Genomic DNA, 21,933 nt, shown 5'->3' on the forward strand with positions numbered 1-21,933 from the left:
CAGAGGCCGGTGAGAAGCTCACTGTCTTCTAATCGGCAGGAAGACAGCTCTACGAGTCTCACGAGCAGATCACCGGTCGATTCGTCTCGTTCGACGGTCGCTTCCTGCGTCACGAGGTGTGTGTTGACCCGTGAACCGTCAGCCATCTTCGACGGGAGACTGAGTAGACCCGACGCGACCACCAGTTCAACAGACTCTGGCCGCGCGCTGAGCTCGTGCAGCATTTCTGTCAGGGCCTGATAGAGCTCAAATTGGGGTCGACGCTGCCGATCTGTCTGGGCCCACATCGCCCAGTCTTGATACCACCGGTGATACTCCGAGCGAGCACTCTCAACCTCAGGTGCCGGCGTAGAGTTCGACGATTCGGGCTCATGAAACTGCGGACCTGCCGTATCGCTGCGGTCGATTAGGTCTGTGTCGGCCACCCACGGCTCGAGAGAGCGGGGTAACGCGGGCGGATCTTCCAGATGCACGCGCGGCGCCTGAACGACCACCTCGCCGGCCGTCGCAGAGTGTTCCACCTGGAAGGGTGCACTACCAGGGAAAAGCCACTGAACTCGCTCGTGGTCCTCTACCCGGAGGACGGGCCGTGTACGGGCCTTCACCATCTCGCGGAGGAACTGCATCAACCTGCCGACGCGATCCTTCAGGTCCGCGTCATTTTCTCGACTGGCCACTCGACAACCTACTAACTCAAGCCGCGAAGCCACGGCGCCCTAGTAATCGAAGACACCATAGCGGTAGCCCGCGACAGTTAGCGGAAGTAACTGTCGCTTTGCAGGCGTGTGCGGAGGTTCGCCCAGAAGGCGCCTCGGAAATCGTCCGTTCGGGTGACAACGCGTTAGCGCTGCGCGATGCCGGTGTTCCACTCGCGATACCCGTACGACGAACACGCTGAGCAAACTAGGCCGTTCCGATCAGCGCAGACTACCAAGCCTTCCAGTTGGAACAACGTTCGAAAATGACTAATGCGTGGACGAATATGAGATGCAGCCCTATATCGGGTGCAGATTCTATTTGGAAAAGGCGGGCCGGCAAGGTGGACCCGCACCCTTCGGACAGATTCCGAAGTGCATAGTCGTCCCGAGTTCTTGGGAATTCCACCTATATTGCTAGTCGCTCCAGAGGCGGCCGCCGCGGTCCCGGCAAAAACCACGAAAGAATCCGATCCCGGTCACTGCCGTCGCGTAATCTCGTCGACGAAAGCAGTCCAGTCCTTATCGCCTACGATGGCAATCGATTCCGCGCGGGATGCAGCTCGTCGGATGCCCTCTGAAATATCCGCCGGGATCGGTGCGTTATAAGCCGTCGAAACACCGGGTGCGTGTGCAACGAGTTCGATGTCGAACCGATATGGGTACATCAACTCGGACTGGCGAACCTCATCGGGCCAAAAGTACCCCGACTCCAGCACAAGTGGTGACAGCACGCGGAATATGTACACGTCGATCGTCGCGGTGACCCACTCCTCGGGTTGACAACGAGGACCTCGACGAAGGCCTTTGGCCTGCGCGCCGATAACGTGCCAACCGAAAGTAGTGGCAGCCTTCCAGTCGACCGGCTCCTTTCGTAGCCCCCACCGCCCCTTTCGGATCCCGAATCTCAGGTTGCGTTGTACGTCAGGGTCGACGCCGGAGTACGTAGTGAGGACAGACGGCATCCCTAGGGCCCCTCAACAAGAGAGTGCAGCAGGGCCTGGGTTTCGGGGTCAGTGGAGTACATTCGCATACCCCGCATTCCGCGAGTAAGAAGCACCTTGTAGGTGTTCCGAATAGCCCGATCGAACGACAAACCGTCACCCCGCTTGACCTGCTTGTCGTGGCTGTACTCCGGGCGCGCCTCCCAATGGTCCGTACGCCAGACCAGGTCAGGCCCGAAAATTACGGCGCCATAGTCATATTCGAAACCCTGGGCTGTGTATACGCATCCAACCTGGTCGAAGCCTGCCGGATCAAACGCCCAGTACGCCGTCCCTGGGGCTCCAGCATGTGATGTGGACTTCTTGTTGTTCCAGGGCCGCTTCCAGTCGCCGATCACTACATCGTCGACAAGTCCGCCGCCTTTTATCGGGTCGCTCCACTCCCAGCAGTACCCGGCGGCGATGCGGGCGGAGTAGCCGTCCTCCAATAGTTGGCGCAGCCTGGTCTCGATCAGTGAAGGAGCTTCATCGACGTGAACGTCGAAGGCTTCGTCACCCTCCCATTTGACCGGACCTCCGGGCTCCAACTGTAGGAGGCGATGGACCCACTTTTCGTATGCTCGGCTACCCCCGCAGCGGAACTGTCCATCAAGGTCGACTTCGGTGACCTTGCAGCCCATCCTGCTTGCTGCGCTCTTGATTTCGGCCACACTGCCGCGTTCCGACGGCTTAACGACTTGGTACTCATCTAGCAGAAAGACCGGGACTCGCGCCGAATCAATGAGCTCTTCCACCTGTGGGCGGCCGGTGCGCAGGATCGCCTTGGTAAATCGGTTGGTGGAGGTCTCACGTATGCGGTGAGCCTCGTCGCAGATCAGCACATCGACACCGTTCGGCTCTGCATCGATGAACTGGTTGTAGTAGGTGAAGAGCCGCTGGACACGGGGTTGCCTCGCGCCTGCAACCTTTCGCAGCGTCTGAGTGAACGCAGACGACCCGGTGGCGTGGAGAGTCGTGCGACCCTGCCGTGACAGTTCACCGAGGAGACTTAGCGCGATGACGGACTTTCCGGAGCCTGGTCCGCCCTTGATGATGACGACCTCTTTCGTCGCACCACGGGAAGCGTTGCGCACGGCACGCATGACGTCTTCGTAGGCGACCTGTTGCTCGTCAAGAAGGACGAACTGCTCGCGGTGCTGGACCTCCTCGGCGGCCAGTGCCATCAGTTGCTTACTTGGCCGGACGGCGGAGTTCAGTAGAAGGTCCGCTGCGCCAGCGCCATTCGCCGCCGATAACTTTGACTTTAGGAAGCTGATGAAGTCGCTTCTCCGGTCGGCTGTGAAGAGTCGTCCAGTTTCGCTCTGCTCGAAGTCCCACAGCTCGTCAACTCCCCCACTAGACGCGTTGTGTAGGTAGACGACTCCAGAGAGCTGTTCAGTGGTTCCCCCGAGGGCGGCGATGAAGTCAGAGATGTGGGTGCAATATCGACGGACCTGCTCGACCGGATGAAGCCGTTCCAGCACGCCGTCCAGGAGGACGACGCTTTCAGTTCCTGGAGCCTTGCACGCTCTCGTCCATTGCTTCAGCTCGACAACGACGTAGGACGGTTCAGCTGTCTTTGGATGCTCACCACACAAAACGACGTCGGCGCGTTTACTCGTCAGCGGTAGCCGGTACTCAATCAGCATCTCAACCTTGTCGAGACCTGCGTCTTCGAGGTCGCCGACCAGCACTTGAAGGCTTCGTTCCCAGGAACGGACCTCTCCAGGAGACGGCTGATACCCGAACTCGTACGAAAATTGCTCAGTCAGCGTCTCGACCAGGCGGGTAGAAGTTATCTGGCCGCGCACACCGGCGACCGAGGCTCTGAACAGCGACAAGGCAGCTCCAGGAAGACACGAAGGACTTCCCGCTCGGGTTGGAGCCTTGTCGTAGAGACGCGTCTGTCGGGCCGTAGCGGATTACTCGGCCGAGTCTAGTGCCGTAGGCGACAATCGGAGCAACGCGGCCGCGCACCTTATGCAGGACATTGCAGCGTTGATCAATAGGAACTCGAGTCTGTGTGGCTTGACCGGCTTGGCTAACCATGAGGGCATCGCGGACCGCAAGCTGCGTGCCTTTCGGAAGAACGACGAACATATTGATCCAAGTACCGCGCTTTGATGCGCGGTACCGCGGAGTGGACATGCGGTCCGTCGGGCGCGACTCCGACACCCGGCGACGAAGCCGTCCAGCGACCTGTTGGCCTTGATAGCCTCAGCGGATGCGACGACGAGCCCGCTCTCGGGTCGAGGAAGCTTCAGCAACAGGATGGTGACGTGGCACAGGGTGAGGACCGTTGGATTGAGGTCTCGAAGTCCGCTTTCTCCCACGAAGCCGAGGGACTGAAGTTTCTTCACGATCTTGTACCGAATGCTTCGCCCTACCGTGCGTGGACGAACTTCGAGTTCATGGACAACCATGGACAGTGGCATGAGATTGACGCCCTGATCCTTGGCCGCCGCCGGCTACACCTGGTTGAGCTGAAGGCGTACACCGGCGTCCTCCAGGGGTCAGAGACGAGCTGGGTGATCACATCGCTCGGTGGCCGCTCGCGTACCCAGCGTTCGCCGCTGCTGGTCACTCGCCGCAAAGCGCAGCGCCTGGCGTCAAGAATCGAGGAAGAGGCTCGCAAAGTCGCGTTGAGTGCGGGGCTTGATGCTGAGAAAGTTCGCCGAGCCCTTCCGTTCGTGCAGGAATCCGTGTTCCTCCACGGAGACCAGTTTCACGCCGATATGCCGGACTTGGCCAAGTCCAGCCTCTTCGGGATGGATGGCCGCGAAGACCAGACCGGCCTTCCTGGCATTTCAACCCGCCTACTCGAACCCCCGAGCGACAGTCGCCGCGTCGATGAAGACCTCAGTGTCATCATCGCCCTCGCCTTGCAGAACCTGGGGATCGCGCGGCGTACCGAGCGCGACGCCGGTTCGTGGACCATCACCGGAAAGCCCCTGGCGAACGGAATCGACTGGCAGGAGTGGTCCGCCAAGCACAAGGCGACCGGGACAGAAGGCCGCGCCCGCATAGTGTCGCTCCGTCCTGGCACTCCGGCGCAGGCCCGCGCCGCAGCGCATCGGCGGATGCAACGAGAGTTCTCTCTACTGAGCTCTCTGCGCCACGAATCGATCGTCGCGCCGCGAGACCTGGTACAGGACGACGACGGCAACACTGTCCTGATCTTCCCCGACCTGCCCGAATACGAACAGCTCGACCTCGCACTCGCCACGCGCGAACTCACCGCCGAGCAGCAAATCCAGGTCCTCACGGAAGTCTCCGAGGCGCTCGCGTACGCCCACCGCAACCAGGTGGCGCACCGCGGCCTGAGTCCCAGCACGGTGCTGATCAATACGCATGCTCTCGACGAGGGCGGCACGGTTCGCATCAGGCTGGCCGACTGGTCATGGGCAGGTCGCGTCCACTCCCCTGGCACCCAGTCATCGACCATGCTCGGAACGCCCGACCAGCCCGGTACGGCGGTCGAAGACGTCTATCAAGCCCCCGAGGACAGATGGGCGTCCGACGCCGACCGCCTGGCGTTGGACGTGTTCTCCCTCGGAGCTCTCGCGTACTACCTCCTCTCTGGTGGGCAGGCGCCGGCCAGCAACCGGGCAGAGTTGCTGGAACGACTGCGACAGGAACAAGGTCTCGACCTTGCAGCGTCTGGCGGCCGGTTTGTCGACGAGAATCTTCGGGCTTTGGTGCTCCGTTCCACATGTCCATCGGTCTCCAAGCGGGTGGCCGCTGACAGAAAGACCGGTGTCCCGAGTTTCGGCGCGCATCAGTTCGCGGCCGAATTATCCGACTACCGTCGCGACCGGCTCGAGCCGGCCACGCAGCATGTTGATCCACTCAACCCCGCACCCGGCTCGCTGATCGCGGACCGCTTCGAGGTAATCCGGGTACTTGGCGTCGGGTCCACTGCCCGCGGGGTGCTGGTCACCGACAGGAACGACGACGACGCCGTTCGGGTGTTGAAGGTGGGTCTCGACGATAGCGCGGCGGCGCGTCTCCACGATGAAGCCCAGGTGTTGACCGAACTCGCCCGGCACACTCCACGGGTGCCCGGAGTTGTGGAACTGATCGACGGACCACTCGACTTGTCTGGACGCAAGGCGTTGCTGCTCACCAATTGTGGCGAGCAGACGTTGTCTGACCTGGTTCGACACACGCCACTGACCGAATCGCGTTTGCGGACCTGGGGGCTCGAGTTACTGGACATCGTGGTGGCGCTCGACTCGATCGGTATCTCGCACCGTGACATCAAACCAGCCAATCTGGGTCTGGCCCGCGTTGACGGCCGGACTAAGGCAGCGCGGAGAACACGGCTCGCCCTATTCGACTTCTCGTTGTCACGAGCAGATGTTTCGCAGATCGAGGCCGGAACGCCGCCGTATCGGGATCCGTTCTTAGGCATAGGCATTCGAACCACATTCGACTCGGCGGCCGAAAGGTATTCGGCGGCCGTGGTGCTTTACGAAATGGCCACCTCGTCCACTCCCGTGTATGGCGACGGAATGAGCGACCCACGGGTACTCAACGACGACGTCACCGTGACCGCCGAAGACTTCACCGCCGCCGGATTGAGTCGGAGTCGCGCCGAAGCATTGGTCGCGTTCTTCCGGACGGCGCTTACACGGAATGCAAAAGACCGTTTCGATACCGCCGCCGCGATGCGCGCGGCCTGGGCGTCTGCATTCCAGGTTAAAGCCGCCGGCGAGCACCCCTCAGCTCCTGCACCGATTGACCCCATTGCGAAACCTGCTGCGCCACAGCCCGTAGCGCGCACCTACGACTCACTGGACACTCTCGCAACCGAGTTTGCAAAAGCCGCTGGCAACAAGCCGTCCGTGATGCGTCGACAGGTCGTTGAACTGGTACTCGGCACCCACGAGCGCAGTCCCGCCGACCCGTTCATTACCTATCCAGCACTGGCTGCGCTCGCGGGGGTCACATCTGGTCGCATTGCACAGATCTTCGGAGAGTTTTCTGATCTCTGGGCGAAGAATGACCGATTGGCAGCTACCGCCGCCGACCTCTACCGGCGCGGACTCACCCTGCTCGAGGCATCAGGCGGTGCTTCGACACCCGAACTCCTGGCACGCGAACTCGCAGGATCCCTGAACACCGAGTCCGTGGCGGATCCACAGCGCACCGCGCTTGGTGTTTTGCGCTTGCTGCTGTCCTCCAGGCCAGGTACCGAGTATCAAGACCGTTCCTCGACCGACACCGCAGTGCAGATGGTGCGCCGCCACGGCTCGGGCACGGTTGCCATGATCGCGACCGTCGCTGTCCCCCGTCGACTGCCGGCCGTGCTCGCATCCGCTGCCGAGACATTGGTCGATTCCGCTCTCGCGCAAGGCACGCTGCTGGTCATGCCGGACGACGCCAAGAATCAATTGCGATCGGCCGCAGCTGCCGTTCTCGATCTCGACGGCGCCGATGTCGAGATACCGGGGCACGCGCTGCTCCGCATAGCAGCGGTCGCGTCCACCGAAGTTGCGCTGTCATCGCGTGACGAGCTTCATGCAGCATCACTACCTGTCGATGGGGCTTTACGAATACTCCTGCGTGGTCTTTCAACTGCCGATTCGTTCGGCCGCTCCGAGTTGGAATCGCGTTGGTCTGCACGATTCCCCGCGCTCACGCAACTGCTGCCGCGCAGACCCGATCTCGACGGGTTGATCGAATCGGTGGTCCCAGGCATGACATGGGACGACGCGTCTGCGCGGTATCGATTCGCCGACGCACCACGTACAGGAACGAACATCCCCACCCGTACGACCCTGACCACCGCTCACCCGGTGCCAACCACCGGCACGTCCGACGTCGAATACATACTCGCAGCAAGTGCACGCGAGCGTACGTTCCGTGCACTTGGTGTGCCACTCGGGTATTCCGACGTGGTCGCCCAAGCGCTCGTCGAACACTTCGGTGCTACGCACATCGATGTCACCGAGCTTCTGCTCGGCGAGCTGAAGCAGCGTGCCTCCTCCGCAGGATTAGCTTGGGAGGCCATCCTTGCTGCCGATGCCGGTGCCGCCGCAGACCGCGATGGCCTCAAAGGGTTCGTTGCCCAGGCGCTCCCAACGCTGGTCTCCGCCGTCGATCACGCCGGTGGCCCCGTGGTGCTCACCGATCTGTCCACTCTCGCCGCATATGGCCAGTTGAGCGTCCTCCATAAGTGGCTGGATCTCACGGCCCCACCGAAATATGCAGTGTGGGCACTGGTTCCACAGCCTGAAGAGGCCGGCGGCCCGCCCGGGGCGAGAGTCGACGGCACGGCACTTCTCCCGAACAGCCCAGAACAATTTGTGCAAGTGAACAAGGACGAGATCAAGGCTCTGATTGCCGCAGTCCGTTCCAACGACCAAGTGAAGGAACACATCTGATGGCGTTGGCCACGATCGCAGGCACCCAGTTGACGGCCGCCCTGAAACCTCAGCTCACGCTCTTGGTCGACGATATGCGTACGCGTTTGGACGCTGATCCCACGAGACTCGACAAATGGAAGAGCACGCATCGGGAAGCAGTCCAGGAACAACGCACTGCAGGATCCTGGACTGATTGGGCCGAAGATCAACTCAACCAGGCTGCCGTTGGTTGGTTACTGACATCGGTGTTCGTCCGCTTCTGCGAAGACAACCTCTTGTTGGGTGAATCGGCCGTGTGGATCTCCGGCCCCACACCGATGCTGCGCCAGCGGGCTATCGATGCAGAGAATGATTTCTACCGTAACCACCAGGATCTCTCGTACCGAGAGTGGTTGGCACAGTCGTTCGAAGCGTTGCGCGACAATCCTGCGACTGCGGCGCTCGTGGACGAGCATGCAGCACTGAACATCATGGAACCGTCTTCTGACGCAGTGCAACAGCTTCTCGGGTTCTGGCGCCGAACTGACGATCACGGTGACCTCGTCTGGTCGTTCGCGGACACCGAGCTCACAACACGTTTCCTCGGCGACCTCTACCAAGACCTCTCTGACTTCGCGAAGAAGAAGTACGCACTCCTCCAAACCCCGGAGTTTGTCGAAGAGTTCATTCTTGACCGAACGCTAGAACCCGCCCTTAAGGACCGGCCACTCGAGGGCTTCAAGATCATTGATCCCACCTGCGGGTCGGGACACTTCCTACTCGGAGCTTTCGAGCGACTGGTCGAGCGGTGGCACCACCACGCACCCGGTTTAGAACTACGCACCCGCGTGGACAACGCGTTGGCATCCGTGTATGGAGTGGACCTCAACCCGTTTGCTGTCGCCATCGCAAAGTTCCGGCTCATTGTCGCTGCAATGAAAGCCTGCAACGAGAAGTCACTCGTAAACGCTCCGAAATTCACTTTGAATCTCGCCGCCGGCGACTCCCTGCTGCATGGACCGGAGAAAGGTGGCGCCCACGCCATCGATTTCGGCGACACCGCCTACGACAAAGACGCCGTGGTGTCGGCACTGACCTACAGTACTGAGGACGCTCGGCTACTCCGGACGCTTCTTGCTCCGGGGCAATACGACGCCGTTGTCGGCAACCCGCCGTACATCACTGTCAGCGACAAAGCGTTGAACGCGCGCTATCGCGAGATCTACCACTACTGCAAGGGCAAGTACGCACTCACCGTCCCGTTCATGGAGAAGTTCTTCACCCTCGCCAAAGGCGGCGATAGGGCTGGCTGGGTTGGCCAGATCACCTCGAACTCGTTTATGAAGCGTGAGTTCGGTGTGCCGCTGATCGAAGACTTCCTAGCTGGCAAGGACCTCAGGCTCGTTGCTGACACCTCGGGCGCGTACATTCCCGGGCACGGTACTCCGACAGTGATCGTTGTAGGGCGCAACCATACGAAGATCCACGACGATGTGCGAGCGGTTCTCGGCATCCAGGGTGAACCGGGCGCACCCGAGAATCCTGCCAAGGGCAAGGTGTGGACGTCCATCGTCGCGAACGTCGAGAACGCTAGCTACGAAGACCAGTGGGTATCAGTGACGGATCTCCCCCGCGAGAATCTGCGGCAACACCCCTGGAGTCTTTCCGGCGGTGGCGCGGTGAACCTACTACAAGCAATCGAGTCTGCACGCGTTTTCGAGCTCCATGATGCCGCGAAACGAATCGGGGTATTTGGTATGACCAACTGCGACCCCGGAATGATCATCGACCGGCGGACGAGTGCACGCCGTCAACTGGAGCCAGAGGCGCTACGCCGATTGGTTTTGGGTGACGAGATTCGCGACTATCTGATCGCTGAAGGCAATGATGTTTGGTTTCCCTATCGCGGACACAGTGAACTGCAATCCATTTCGCTGTATCCCAATGGCGCGATGTACCTGTGGCCGAACCGAACGGAACTCGGCAACCGGGTCACATTTAACAAGGTTCCCTACTTCGTCGAAGGGCGTCCGTGGTACGAGTGGCATCAGGTGCCGAAGGGGGACGATCAAAACACCCCGACGATTACCTTCGCCTTCGTCGCCACACACAACCATTTTGTGCTCGACCGCGGCGGGAAGGTGTTCAAACAGTCTGCGCCAGTGATCAAGCTGCCGGCGGGCGCGACTGAGGATGATCACCTACGGTTGCTCGGCACCCTCAACAGTTCCACCGCATGCTTCTGGCTCAAGCAGAACAGTCACGACAAGGGCCGGCCGGGAGCCGACACTGCTGGAGCTGACGAGCCGTGGGAACGCCGATTTGAGTTCACTGGCACCACTCTCCAAGAGTTTCCATTGCCTGCCACGGCACCGCTCGACCGCGCGCGTTACCTCGACACTTTGGCGCAAGAGCTTGCCCAACATGAACCTGCGGCGTCTGTCGCAACAGACGGCCCGATAGAGAGCAGCCTTGCTTCAGCACGCTTAGCGCACAAACAGGTTCGGATGTTGATGGTGGCTGAGCAAGATGAACTGGATTGGGAAACGTATCGCAGTTACGGTCTTATTGACGATGACCTAACACTGCCAGTCGGAAACTCGCCGGGAATCGAGCCCGGCGAACGCGCCTTTGCAATCGTCCTAGCCCGAAGAGTCGCCAACAGTGACCTCGAAACCAGTTGGTTCGACCACCACAACCACAAGTTCACCCCGACCATTGAGATCCCGACTCACTGGCCCGATGAATACCGCGCGCTGGTTCAGAAGCGTCTCGACGCGATCGAGACGAACCCGTTCGTAAGACTCCTTGAACGCCCCGAGTATAAGCGTCGATGGGCGGGCGACACGTGGGACCTCAAACTTCTACGGGCACTGCGTGATTGGTTGCTAGACAAGCTCGAAGAGCCGAGCCTCTGGTTCACCCAGCAAGGCACCCCGCAGCCACGATCCATCGGCGAACTCGCCGGTGAGATGGAACGCGATCCCGAGTTCCTCACTGCGCTCGATCTGTGGGCCGGACAGAAGGACGCACCGGTGACGGCCAACCTGGTCAAACTTCTGTCCGTCGAAGCGGTACCGTACCTTGCAGCCCTGCGCTACAAGGACTCCGGCCTTCGAAAACGTGCCGAGTGGGAACGCGTGTGGGACCTGCAGCGCAATGAAGATGCAGGCCTGATCAAAGCCACGGACATCCCCGTGCCCCCGAAATACACGACTGCCGACTTCCGCAAGACGTCGTATTGGGCACACCGAGGGAAGCTCGATGTGCCCAAGGAACGGTTCATTGCATTTCCCGACGCCGGCAGGGCGACCGACCCGACCCCACTGCTCGGCTGGGCCGGTTGGAGCCACGCCCATCAAGGGTTGGCATTGGCGACCATTTACGCGCTACGTGAATCCGAAGGCACACCGCTCGAAGAACTAGTCCCGGTGGTCGCGGGTATCGCTGAGGTTCTTCCGTGGGTCAAGCAATGGCATTCTGGCGCCGATCCCCACCTGGGTGTCGATCTCGCCGAGTACCTGACTGCACAACTCAGCGAAAAGTCCTCCAGCGTAGGGGTTCCCGTCGCTGAGTTGAAGAACTGGCGGCCAGCGGCCGGCACTCGGGGGCGCAAAACAGCAAGCAAGACGTCACAATCGCGAAAGGCAGGCAACTAGTGTTCCCAGGTTCCTCCACGCCCGCGCGCACACTGCGGGAGACCTTCGCGATCCCGAAGTCGCATGGCACCAATGACTATGTCCTGCGACTGTCCGATTCGGTCGGGGACGCGCGGCTCGCGTCCACGATCGACTCGTACGTTGTCACTCCGGCGTTGGCGGATGCGTTCAGTGCTGCGCTTGGTGTCGTCGAGGAGTCCCAGCGCACCGGTGAGAACAAGGCAGCGTTCCTCGATGGCTCTTTCGGATCAGGTAAGTCCCACTTCATGGCCGTGCTCTACGCCATCTTGGGACGCGCACCGCACGCGCTTGCCGTGCCCGAGTTGCAGCCGGCTGTCACTGCGCATGCGGCACTCGGCCAAGCAAAGCTGTTGCGACTCACGTTCCACTTTCTCGACGCGCGCACGATCGAGTCGGCTCTGTTCGACCAATACCTAAGGCAGATCACTACCCTTCACCCGGAGACGTTGCCGCCTGTACTCCACTCCGCGGGAGGGCTGTTCACTGACGCGGATAACCGCCGCGCTGAGGTCGGCGACGACAAGTTTTTCGCAGCGCTCAACGGCGGCAGCGGCACCAGTGGTGCAACGATCGACTGGGGCAAGGTCGGCGCTGCTTCTGCAGACTGGAACGCTGAGTCCTACGCATCTGCAACTGCTCCGGACGCTGAACCTACCGAGCGCGCCCGGGTACAGCAAGCTCTGATCTCCACCTACTTCACCAGCTACTCGCGTAACACTGACTGGTTGCCGTTGGAAGACGGGCTTGCCGTCATCGCAGATCACGCGAAATCGCTTGGCTACGACGGTGTCGTACTCCTCCTCGACGAATTGGTGCTGTGGCTCACGTTTCTTATCAGCGAACGGGAACGCTTCAACGCCGAGGTTCAGAAGATTACCAAGTTCGTCGAAACCAGTCGTGGTCGATTGGCCGTTCCGATTGCCTCATTCATCGCTCGCCAGCATGATCTCGCGGACTGGGTAGCCGGCGGCTCCGACGCCGGCGCCACACAGCAGGCGGTCGAACAGGCCTTTGCCCATCAAGCTGATCGCTTCGGCAAAGTCGTCCTCGGCGACGAGAACCTTCCGTTCATCGCCCACAAGCGGCTACTGCAGCCCCTCAATAGCGACGCCTCGGCGGCGCTCGACGAGGCGTTCGTCCGGCTCGATCGGAATCCGCAGGTGTGGGATGTGCTCCTAGACGGCATCAATACTGACGACCGGCATCGGGGGTCTGATGCAGATGCCTTTAAACTTACCTACCCGTTCTCGCCGGCGCTGATCGCAACACTGCGCAGCCTGTCCGGGCAGATGCAGCGCGAACGTACCGCGCTCAAGGTTATGCAGCAGATGCTCGAAGACAACGCCGACAGGCTGACCATCGACAACGTGATCCCCGTGGGGGAAGCGTTCGACTACGTCATCGACAGCGCCAACGCGACGCCAATCAACAGCACGATCGCCCAAACCTTCAAGACTGCCCGCAACCTGTGGTCAGAAAAGCTGCGGCCAACGATCTTCCGCAACCACAACGTGCCCGAGACGACACCCGACAAAGACGTGCCAACAGGACTGCGAGCAGACATTCGAATCGCCAAGACACTGTTGATGTCAGCGGTCGCACCGAACGTGCCTGCCCTCAAACAAATTGATGCCTCTAGGCTGGCGTCACTCAACCACGGCAGCGTCATCAGCTTGATCCCCGGTGATCAAGTCGGTCAGATCACGAACAAGGTCAAACAGTGGGCAGCTGAGATCCCCGAGCTGTCCGTGACCAGCGAAGCGAACCCGATCATCTCGGTGACGCTGGAGTCCGTTGACTACGAACGAATCGTCAACCGCGCCAAGGGTGAAGATACCGACGGACGTCGCCGCGAACTGATGCGCGAACTCCTCGCCGAACACTTCCGCGTGCAAGGTGCCGAGCACACCGTCGACAATGCACTATTGCGCACAGTTGTCTGGCGCGCGACCGAACGCGAAGTAGAGGTGGTATTCGGTAACGTCCGCGATCACAGTTATCTGCCGGACGAAGCATTTCGCCCGTCACGGGATGGGGCACTGCGTCTGATCGTCGACCTTCCATTCGACGACCCAGGTCACACGACCGGCGAGGACCACGACCGAGTCGAGCAGCTTCTCCGTACTGGGCAAGACCGGTTCACGGTCACCTGGCTACCGAACTTTTTCTCCGACAAGGTCAATCGTCAACTGGGCCGACTGGTCATCCTCAATTACGTGCTCACCGGTGATCGGTGGGCCGGTTACTCCAATGAACTATCCGATGCTGACCGGGCAGCGGCGCGATCAATCTTGCAGCAACAGCAAACGCAGGTCCGCGGGCAATTGAACAACGCCATTCAGATTGCCTACGGTGTCGCGGCCGGCGCCGAGTTCCCCGACGGGCAACCGCCCCTGCGTTCTTTACACGCCGGGTTCATCGTGCAACCTCCAATCGGCAATACGCTCGGAGAAGCCGCCGACCGGCTCATCGGCGACGCCTTCAGCGCCCTGTACCCCGACCACCCCGACTTCACGCCCCCCGAACGTCTGATCACCCGACGAGACCTCAATCTCACGTTGAGCCGCCTGCGGGAAGCGCAGTCGACGGCTGACGGCCGAATCGCCTTGGATCGTGGTGAACGCGAGACCGTTCGCCGCATCGTGGAGCCGTTAGGCATCGCCCGCACCAGCGAAACACATCTCCTATTCGGACCCGAACACTTCTCCGCGTGGCGGACCCGGCTGACACAGGAACTCTCACGCTCTGCCATCGCCGAAGACACAGAAGTACCCATCGGTTTGCTGCGTTCTGCAATCTCGCCGGCGGGATCGAAACGCGGACTGACCGACGACGTCGTCGATCTGGTAGCTGGAGCATGGGCCGCACAAACCAAACGGTCGTGGTATTTGCACTCCACATCGGTGGATGAGCCGGCGATCGGCGAGTTCCGGCGTTACCTCACTCTCCGGATCGAACCGCTACCGGAGCGACAGCTGTGGCTCGACGCGTGCCGGCGCTGGAAAACACTGACTGCGCAAGGCATCAACGAGTACCTCACTGCTCCGAATGTGTCGGCGTTCGCCCAGCAAGTCCACGACTACGCCGCAGCCGGACGCGACGACCGAGCGCGCTTGGTTGAGGCGCTGTCGCGTGCTTACCAGTTCCTCGAGATCGACGCGGGCGAACGGCTCACCGCGGCACGAGCGCTCGACGAACTGTTCGGCGCCACGCTGAACCGCCTCGACACCCTCACGCTTGTCGACACCCTGGCGCGCGCGAACTTCGGCGCCACTGATCTGGAAGCCAGCCGTTCACTGACACAGGCCGGAGCGCTTGGCGAGGCCGTCGGCGGGTTCGAGCTCAACCGTCTGAACGTGCTTCGCAGTGCATCCGAAGCCGACAACGATCGGGGCCGGCAAGCGGCAGCCATCCTTGCCGCACTGAAGCAAGCCTTCATCGAGCACGAATTATCTCGGCCCCTCAGCGAGGCACTACGGACCGCAAGTATCGCCCGCGACAAGTGGCTAGAGGAAGGGGTCACGCAACCATCTACGCCGCTCCCCCCGAAGCCCGAACCTCGGGCGGACCCGCCGGCAAGGCCCGATACGATCCAACTGGTCGTGTCCTCGACCAGCGATTACAGCGTGGTCGAACAGCGCCTGACGGAGCTTCTCCGGAACAATCGCGGAACCAAGTACACGGTCACGATTACCCCGGAGCAGCCGTGACAGCTGCGACTGGACTGCCCGAAGCGGACCTCGCAGCGATCCGCGGTTTGATCCGCGATCTGCGGGTCAAGAATCACACCCGAGGTGTGATTGCTGTGGCAGCCGTACCCCAATGGTCGGGCGAAGGCGAGTTCTCGGTGGACGGGCAACGGATACGCGTCCGTACTGCGCCTAGTGTCCTCGCAATCCGCGACGCGATCACCAATCGTCGCGAAGTCGATTGGGTGGTGATTCTCACTGATCGTGATGCGTCTGAGCTACCTGCAGGTGTACTCGAGCATCTGACAGGAAACCGACTGTCGAACTTCGACCCGTTCCCAATGCTGCGTGATGCCTTCGCAGCCTCCCAGCACGAGTTCCGGTTACTCGATCTCGATACCCGCGCAGCGCGGGCGGTGCTCCGCGAGCTGGGTGACACCACCACGCCGGCGCCGGGCGGTGTACTCACCAACGAACATGTGTTTGCCACGCTGGCGAAACTCAAGTTCGGCCTTGATCCCGTCGAGTTCACACCGCACCACGTAGCCCTGTGGTCGATCGACGTATCTCGGACCCAACGATTCGACACTTGGTCAAAGACCACCGAACCGGCGCTGCTTGAACAGTTTTACGCGTGGATCTCAGCCCGTCTGGGAACAGTCGGCCCACTCTTCACCACCGTCTGGCGGGTGAACGGCCCGGAACACATCGTCCCGCTCGGTATGGTCGCTGCGTTGCTGTCCGATTCGGCGAAAGCCGCCGCCTCGTTTCCCGCGACCGCCGACGTGATCGTCGAGGTTCGTACTCGGCTGAAGCTGGAACTCGGCGACAACGTCTACTCCGAGCAACAGCTGGCAACGTGGGGCAACGTGGCTACGCTCGCGGTCACCGCCGCGGAAGACCCCACAGCCGCGTTGACGCGAGCTGAGTCTTTCGTGACGAAACTACATGCATCGCCCCTGGTTGCCCGGTCCGATGTCCTGTCGTCCGCGCTCGCGCCGCGCATAAAGCACTTCGCCGGCGCACTCGCGACGTCGATAGACAGCGACGATCTCGCTCCAGCCGAAAACGCGTGGGCCGATGTCCTTGCACATCGCGATGCACGAGCCGACACCTCCGACGCTCCGCGAGACGTCCAGGTTGGTGCGGCCGCGCTTCGACTGCTTCGTCGACTCCGAGCACCCTGGCAGCAGCCCACCACGCTGGCGGACTGGTTACAAGAACATCGAACCGACCTCTCGTGGGTAGACAGCGCCGTCAACAATGCATTCGTCGGTGCCACCGACCCACAACTTGCCGCGGTGGCACACAAACTCGTCACGGAGATTCGCGAGAAGCGCGCAGCCCTCGATCGCAGTTTCGCCCGCATGCTGGCGGCGGCCGGTACCCATCGCGAAAGTGGAACGGGCGCACCGCTCTACATCGAGGACGTCCTCGACCAGATCGTGAAGCCGCTGACTGCTCCTGTTTCGGGCCCAACCGGTCTGGGTGCACACGAAGCGCAGGCGTCACCTGTGCTCGTCGTCGTAGCGGATGGTATGGATGCTGCGACGTCCCATGATGTTGTTGCTGACGCACTGCGTCGTCACCGCCCGCAATGGCAGGACTGTCGATTCACCGGAGCAGACGGACCACATACTGCCCTTGCCACACTGCCTACAGTCACCAAGTTCTCGCGCTGCTCGTTGCTGACCGGAGCGCTTGCCGCGGGGACGCAGGATGTCGAGCGAACCGGATTTTCGAATTGGTTGCAGCACAACGGGTTACGTGGAACTGGCCAAGTGCTTTTCCACAAGGCCGATCTCGAAGCGGTGGCGCAAGGTCACGCGTTGGCCGTCGACGTCCGAACAGCAGTTGAAGATACCGATGACCGTCCAGTCGTCGCGTGCATACTCAACGACATCGACGACGCCCTCGATCGTTCCGATCCGATCGGAACATCCTGGACCACATCAACTTTTAAGCGACTCGACGCACTACTCGCGACAGCGGCGACGGTGGGCCGCACCGTGGTGCTGCTCAGTGACCACGGGCACGTTGTCGAGCGCCGAGAACAAGCAAGCAAACAACGCGGGCAGCAAATCTCCGCACGGTATAGGTCCGCAGTCAGTGTCGATGGCGCCTCCCTGCCTGCCGACGAGGTTCTTGTCGAAGGTCAACGTGTTCTCACCGAGGATCACCGCGCGGTGCTTGCTGTTGATGAACAGCTGCGGTACACCGGGCTCAAAGCTGGCTACCACGGCGGTGCGACACTTGCAGAGGCCGTGATCCCTATATCGATTCTCGTGAACGGTACGGTCTCGGTTGACGGGTACGTGTCCAGACACCTAGGGCTGGAAGCGGCACCGAACCCCCAACCATCCTGGTGGACGCCAGCGCGCATCACGTCCGCACCCGTTACGCAGGTACACGTATCTGCACCGACCGCGACGAAGAAGAAAGCTGCGACCAAGATGCCGCAAGTTGATACCTTGTTCGACGTCGGTGAACCTGAATCTCTGGTGGCGTCCCCGGACTCGTCGCCAACTGAAGGCCATGACCAGGTTGCCAAGCTCTTGACCAGCGCGCTGTTCAAGGAACAGTTCAAGCTGTATGGAAGGCGAATGTCTACAGACGCTATTGGAACTCTGCTTCGCGAGACGATCGCCGGGGGTGGTGTGCTTACCTTGCCCCGTGCCGGAGAAATTCTTGGCGTCAAGGCATCTCGCGCCAACAGCTCGGTACAGGTAGTTGCCCAGATTTTCAACACCGATGGCGTCATAGTGCTCACAGTCAACGGTGGTGAGCTCGCGCTCGAAGCCCCACTGATGTTCGAGCAGTTCCAGGTGAAGGCATGAGTACCCTTTCTCCGGTGCGGCGCCGAGAGGTGCTGACGGCCCTCCGACAGGGCACCGTCCCCGCCGGAAATCTTGATGTTTTGGCAGTCGGAATAGACCGCTTTGCGCCGACAGTCGACGAGGAGATCGAAACGGTCGCTGCAGGCGGTTCTGCGTTCAAAGCTGTTCGCGGTGAATACGGTTCGGGAAAGACGTTCTTTGCTCGCTGGGTACAGCAACGTGCAATGCGTCGCGGAATGGCTGTTGCCGAGGTACAGATCAGCGAGCTCGAGACCCCGCTTCACAAGCTCGAAACCGTCTATCGCCGCACGACCGAATCGCTGCACACGGCAGCCTTTCCACCCTCAGCCTTCCGGAACGTGATCGACACCTGGTTGTTCGGGATCGAGGAGGACGCCGCCGCCGCGGCCGGAGTTGATGAGGCCTCCACCGCACAGATCGAGGCGCTCCTCGAGCAGCGCCTGGCAGCAGTTGCATCTGCGACCCCGGTGTATCCGATGGTGTTGCGTGCGTATCGAGATGCACTCGAGCGGGAGGACGTGGCCACTGCCGACGCACTGATCGCCTGGCTCGGTGGACAACCGCATGTGGGCGCTGCAGCCAAACGTGCCGCCGGCGTGCGGCAAGACGTGGACCACTTCCTCGCGATGGGCTTTCTACAAGGCTTGCTTGCCGTCCTCAAGGGCGCCCGCCATCCCGGGCTATTGCTCGTGATAGACGAGGTCGAAACCCTCCAGCGCATGCGATCGGACAGTCGAGCCAAAGCGCTCAACGCGCTGCGCCAATGGATCGACGAACTCGACTCCGGGCGGTATCCCGGCCTGTACTTGATGATTACCGGAACACCAGCGTTCTTCGATGGCCGGATGGGAATCCAGTCACTCCCACCACTGGCGCAGCGTCTCCATACGGACTTCACCACGGACGCACGTTTCGACAACCCACGTGCCCCGCAGGTTCGCCTCGCCGGATTCGATCTGGATCGCCTGGTAGAGGTGGGCATCCGGGTACGCGATCTGTTTGCAGACGGAGCGCAATCACCCGAACGAATCCGCACAGTCGTCGACGACGCGTACATTCGTCACCTCGCATCCGCGGTAGCAGGAAAATTGGGTGGGCAGGTCGGCATCTCGCCGCGACTGTTCCTGAAGAAGTTGGTCCTCGACGTGCTCGATCGAGTGGACCTACATGACGAATTCGATCCGCGCCAACACTATTCACTCACCGTGGACAAGAAGGAACTCACCGACATCGAACGAGCCGCCATGTCAGCCGACGACATCGAGCTGTGAAATGGCCGGATTCGATATCCTCGATCCGGTCCTGCAACACCATGTCGTGAACTCTCTCGGCTGGCCGGGTTTGCGACCGTTGCAGGATGAGGCCGCCGAACCGATCGTGGGTGGCTCGGATGCGATCCTGCTCGCGCCGACCGCTGGCGGCAAGACCGAGGCAGCGATGTTCCCACTGCTCACTCGAATGCAAACGGAGCACTGGACCGGCATCTCAGTGCTGTACATATGCCCGCTGAAGGCACTACTCAACAATCTGCAACCACGACTGGCGGAATACGCAGCATGGCTTGGACGTGGCGCCATGACGTGGCACGGCGACGTCGCCCAATCGGTACGCGGACGAATAAAGCGTGACCGGCCGGACATCCTCTTGACCACGCCCGAATCACTTGAATCGATGCTCGTATCCGAGAATGTCGATGCTGCTCAACTTCTCGGTGGCGTTCAAGCAGTGGTCGTAGACGAAGTCCATGCATTCGCCGGCGACGACCGCGGTTGGCATCTTCTTGCAGTACTTGCACGGCTCGAGTCTTTGCTGGGCCGCAAGCTCCAGCGGGTCGGCATGTCGGCTACGGTTGGCAATCCAGACGAACTCCTGGGGTGGTTGCAGGGTCGAGCCGAGCGACCTGGTCTCGTGGTATCCCCCGTCGTTGGCGGCGGTGCGGTCGTTCCCGACATCACCGTCGATTCCGTCGGCAGCACAGAGAACGCGGCGAAGATCATCGCATCACTGCATCTCGGGGAGAAGCGACTGGTATTCGTCGATTCTCGACGACTGGCCGAGGAACTCGGGTCTCAGCTGCGACAGCGAGGGGTTACAACATTCATCTCCCACTCTTCTCTGTCCGCAGCCGAGCGCCGCGAGTCTGAGGAAGCTTTCGCCGGAGCACGAGACTGCGTCATCGTCGCTACGTCAACGCTCGAGCTCGGCATCGATGTCGGCGACCTCGACCGCGTGATCCAGATCAACGCACCGCGCACAGTGTCGTCCTTTCTGCAGCGTCTCGGACGCACCGGCCGACGCGCAGGTACGACTGGGAATTGTCTCTTCCTCTGTCTGAGCGATGCCTCGACACTTGAAGCGCTAGGAATGCTCCACTGTTGGTCCCACGGGTGGGTGGAGCCTGTGACTGCCACACCTGAACCCCGACATATTGCTGCCCAGCAGATCCTCGCGGCCGCACTGCAAACACGACGAGTTCCGCTCACCGACTGGCAAGCCATCTGGGGAACCCTCCCCCTCTTCGGCGAGGACTCTCAGCAGATCATGAGCTACCTGCTTGACGAAGGTTTCCTTGAGCACGACGCTGGCAGTGCCTTTATTGGCGCGGAGGCCGAAAAACATTTCGGTAGAAGGCATTTCATGGACCTACTCGCGGTCTTCACCGCAGCACCCGAGTTCACCGTGTACGCAGGACGCAACGAGATCGGCGCTGTCGAGACGAGTGTTCTCACCGATGACGTCGAAGGCCCTCGCGTGTTGCTTCTGGCCGGCAGGTCGTGGAAAGTCACTCACATCGATTGGAAGCGCCGACACGTGTATGTCGAGGCTACGACCCTCGGCGGTCGAGCGAAGTGGATGTCCGTGCCTGACGGGGCTTCCTTCGAAATCGCCCGCGGCATCCGGGAAGTCCTGCTCGGGTCGAACCCCGCCGGCGTTACTTTGACCCGGCGGGCTGTCGCCACCTTGGACGACCTACGAACAAGCAGGTCGCACCAAGTAGCGCATGGCGCGTTTGTTATCGAACGAGACGACCGCGGCGACTGGCGTTGGTGGACGTGGGCAGGAGCAAAGGCCAACCGGACTCTTGCCGCGTGGGCTCCGAAACTCGTACCCGCGCGACAACGAATCGGCGCAGAGGTCCTTCGTTTGCACTCGGACCTGTCGGTGGACGAGATCAAAGAAGAACTATCTACCATCCGAGCCGGAAACACTCGTGCGTTTCCCTCGATCGACTCCCGTGCGCTGCGTGGGCTCAAGTTCTCCGCTGCACTGCCGGAGTCACTCGCACGCAGGACGCTCGCAGCCCGCATGGCGGATCAGATGGGTGCAGAGACTGTACTGAGTGAACGTGTTTCCTATCATCTGTAGTCGGCCAGGCTCCTCCCGGCCGAGCTCCTCCATATCCGATACATGCATGGCGTAATAGGCGATAGTCGAAGGATCGTTGCCAGGGTGTACGGCCGACCGCGATGGGTCGGATCTCATAGGAAGGTCAAAGTTGGAGCTGCACGAAGCGATCAGCCAAGGACTTCATCAGTGTCCCCAAAACGAACTGCAAACCGTTGCAGCTTTACGTCAATCAGTGGTCAGACGCTTTCCGCTCGCTGATTGGCCGACCCTCGACCTGGATAGGTACGCACTGGGCACCGGGACCTCCAAGCAGAGCTTCAGCTACGCGTG

The 21,933-nt window shown here is 61.1% G+C and carries 8 protein-coding genes and 1 pseudogene; 7 read left to right on the top strand and 2 right to left on the bottom strand.

Annotation, left to right across the window (positions count from 1 at the left end; all coding sequences use genetic code 11):
* Both GOAMI_RS21380 and GOAMI_RS21390 read right to left on the bottom strand, forming a co-directional pair.
* Window positions 1-677 (bottom strand): annotated as a pseudogene (locus tag GOAMI_RS21380) (AAA domain-containing protein); the annotation flags it as partial.
* 985 nt (window positions 678-1,662) lie between these two features.
* Window positions 1,663-3,519: a DUF2075 domain-containing protein gene (locus GOAMI_RS21390; RefSeq protein ID WP_006438712.1), complete on the bottom strand. Its 1,857-nt coding sequence runs from the start codon at window positions 3,517-3,519 to the stop codon at window positions 1,663-1,665.
* A gap of 438 nt (window positions 3,520-3,957) precedes the next feature.
* On the opposite strand from GOAMI_RS21390, the gene GOAMI_RS21395 reads away from it, so the two are divergent.
* From GOAMI_RS21395 to GOAMI_RS23325, 7 genes are all read left to right on the top strand, one after another.
* Window positions 3,958-8,067, top strand: a complete 4,110-nt coding sequence (locus GOAMI_RS21395; RefSeq protein WP_006438713.1) for a protein kinase domain-containing protein — start codon at window positions 3,958-3,960, stop codon at window positions 8,065-8,067.
* Window positions 8,067-11,687 (top strand): BREX-2 system adenine-specific DNA-methyltransferase PglX, encoded by a 3,621-nt coding sequence (gene pglX / locus GOAMI_RS21400; RefSeq protein ID WP_006438714.1) that lies wholly within the window; start codon window positions 8,067-8,069, stop codon window positions 11,685-11,687. Before GOAMI_RS21395 ends, pglX begins: the two co-directional genes overlap by 1 nt.
* Window positions 11,687-15,418, top strand: coding sequence for a DUF6079 family protein (locus tag GOAMI_RS21405; RefSeq protein WP_006438715.1), 3,732 nt, complete (start codon window positions 11,687-11,689; stop codon window positions 15,416-15,418). The genes pglX and GOAMI_RS21405 overlap by 1 nt, the downstream gene beginning before the upstream one ends.
* Window positions 15,415-18,234: a BREX-2 system phosphatase PglZ gene (gene pglZ / locus GOAMI_RS21410; RefSeq protein WP_006438716.1), complete on the top strand. Its 2,820-nt coding sequence runs from the start codon at window positions 15,415-15,417 to the stop codon at window positions 18,232-18,234. The genes GOAMI_RS21405 and pglZ overlap by 4 nt, the downstream gene beginning before the upstream one ends.
* Window positions 18,231-19,526 carry a BREX system ATP-binding protein BrxD gene (gene brxD / locus GOAMI_RS21415; protein WP_006438717.1) on the top strand — a complete coding sequence of 432 codons (1,296 nt, stop codon included), beginning with the start codon at window positions 18,231-18,233 and terminating at the stop codon, window positions 19,524-19,526. Before pglZ ends, brxD begins: the two co-directional genes overlap by 4 nt.
* A 1-nt stretch (window position 19,527) precedes the next feature.
* Entirely contained in the window at window positions 19,528-21,621 is a 2,094-nt protein-coding gene (locus GOAMI_RS21420; RefSeq protein WP_006438718.1) for a DEAD/DEAH box helicase, read from the top strand.
* Between the two features lie 130 nt (window positions 21,622-21,751).
* The coding region (locus GOAMI_RS23325; RefSeq protein WP_006438719.1) for a hypothetical protein at window positions 21,752-21,933 on the top strand (182 nt) is incomplete at its 3' end.

This window comes from Gordonia amicalis NBRC 100051 = JCM 11271, assembly GCF_000332995.1.
In the GTDB taxonomy this organism is placed as follows: Bacteria; Actinomycetota; Actinomycetes; order Mycobacteriales; family Mycobacteriaceae; genus Gordonia; species Gordonia amicalis.

What these genes read in the sequence shown, in the direction of transcription:
- pglX (WP_006438714.1), top strand. Translation starts at nt 8,067, where the DNA reads ATGGCGTTGGCCACGATCGCAGGCACCCAGTTGACGGCCGCCCTGAAA.
- brxD (WP_006438717.1), top strand. Translation starts at nt 18,231, where the DNA reads ATGAGTACCCTTTCTCCGGTGCGGCGCCGAGAGGTGCTGACGGCCCTC.
- GOAMI_RS21420 (WP_006438718.1), top strand. Translation starts at nt 19,528, where the DNA reads ATGGCCGGATTCGATATCCTCGATCCGGTCCTGCAACACCATGTCGTG.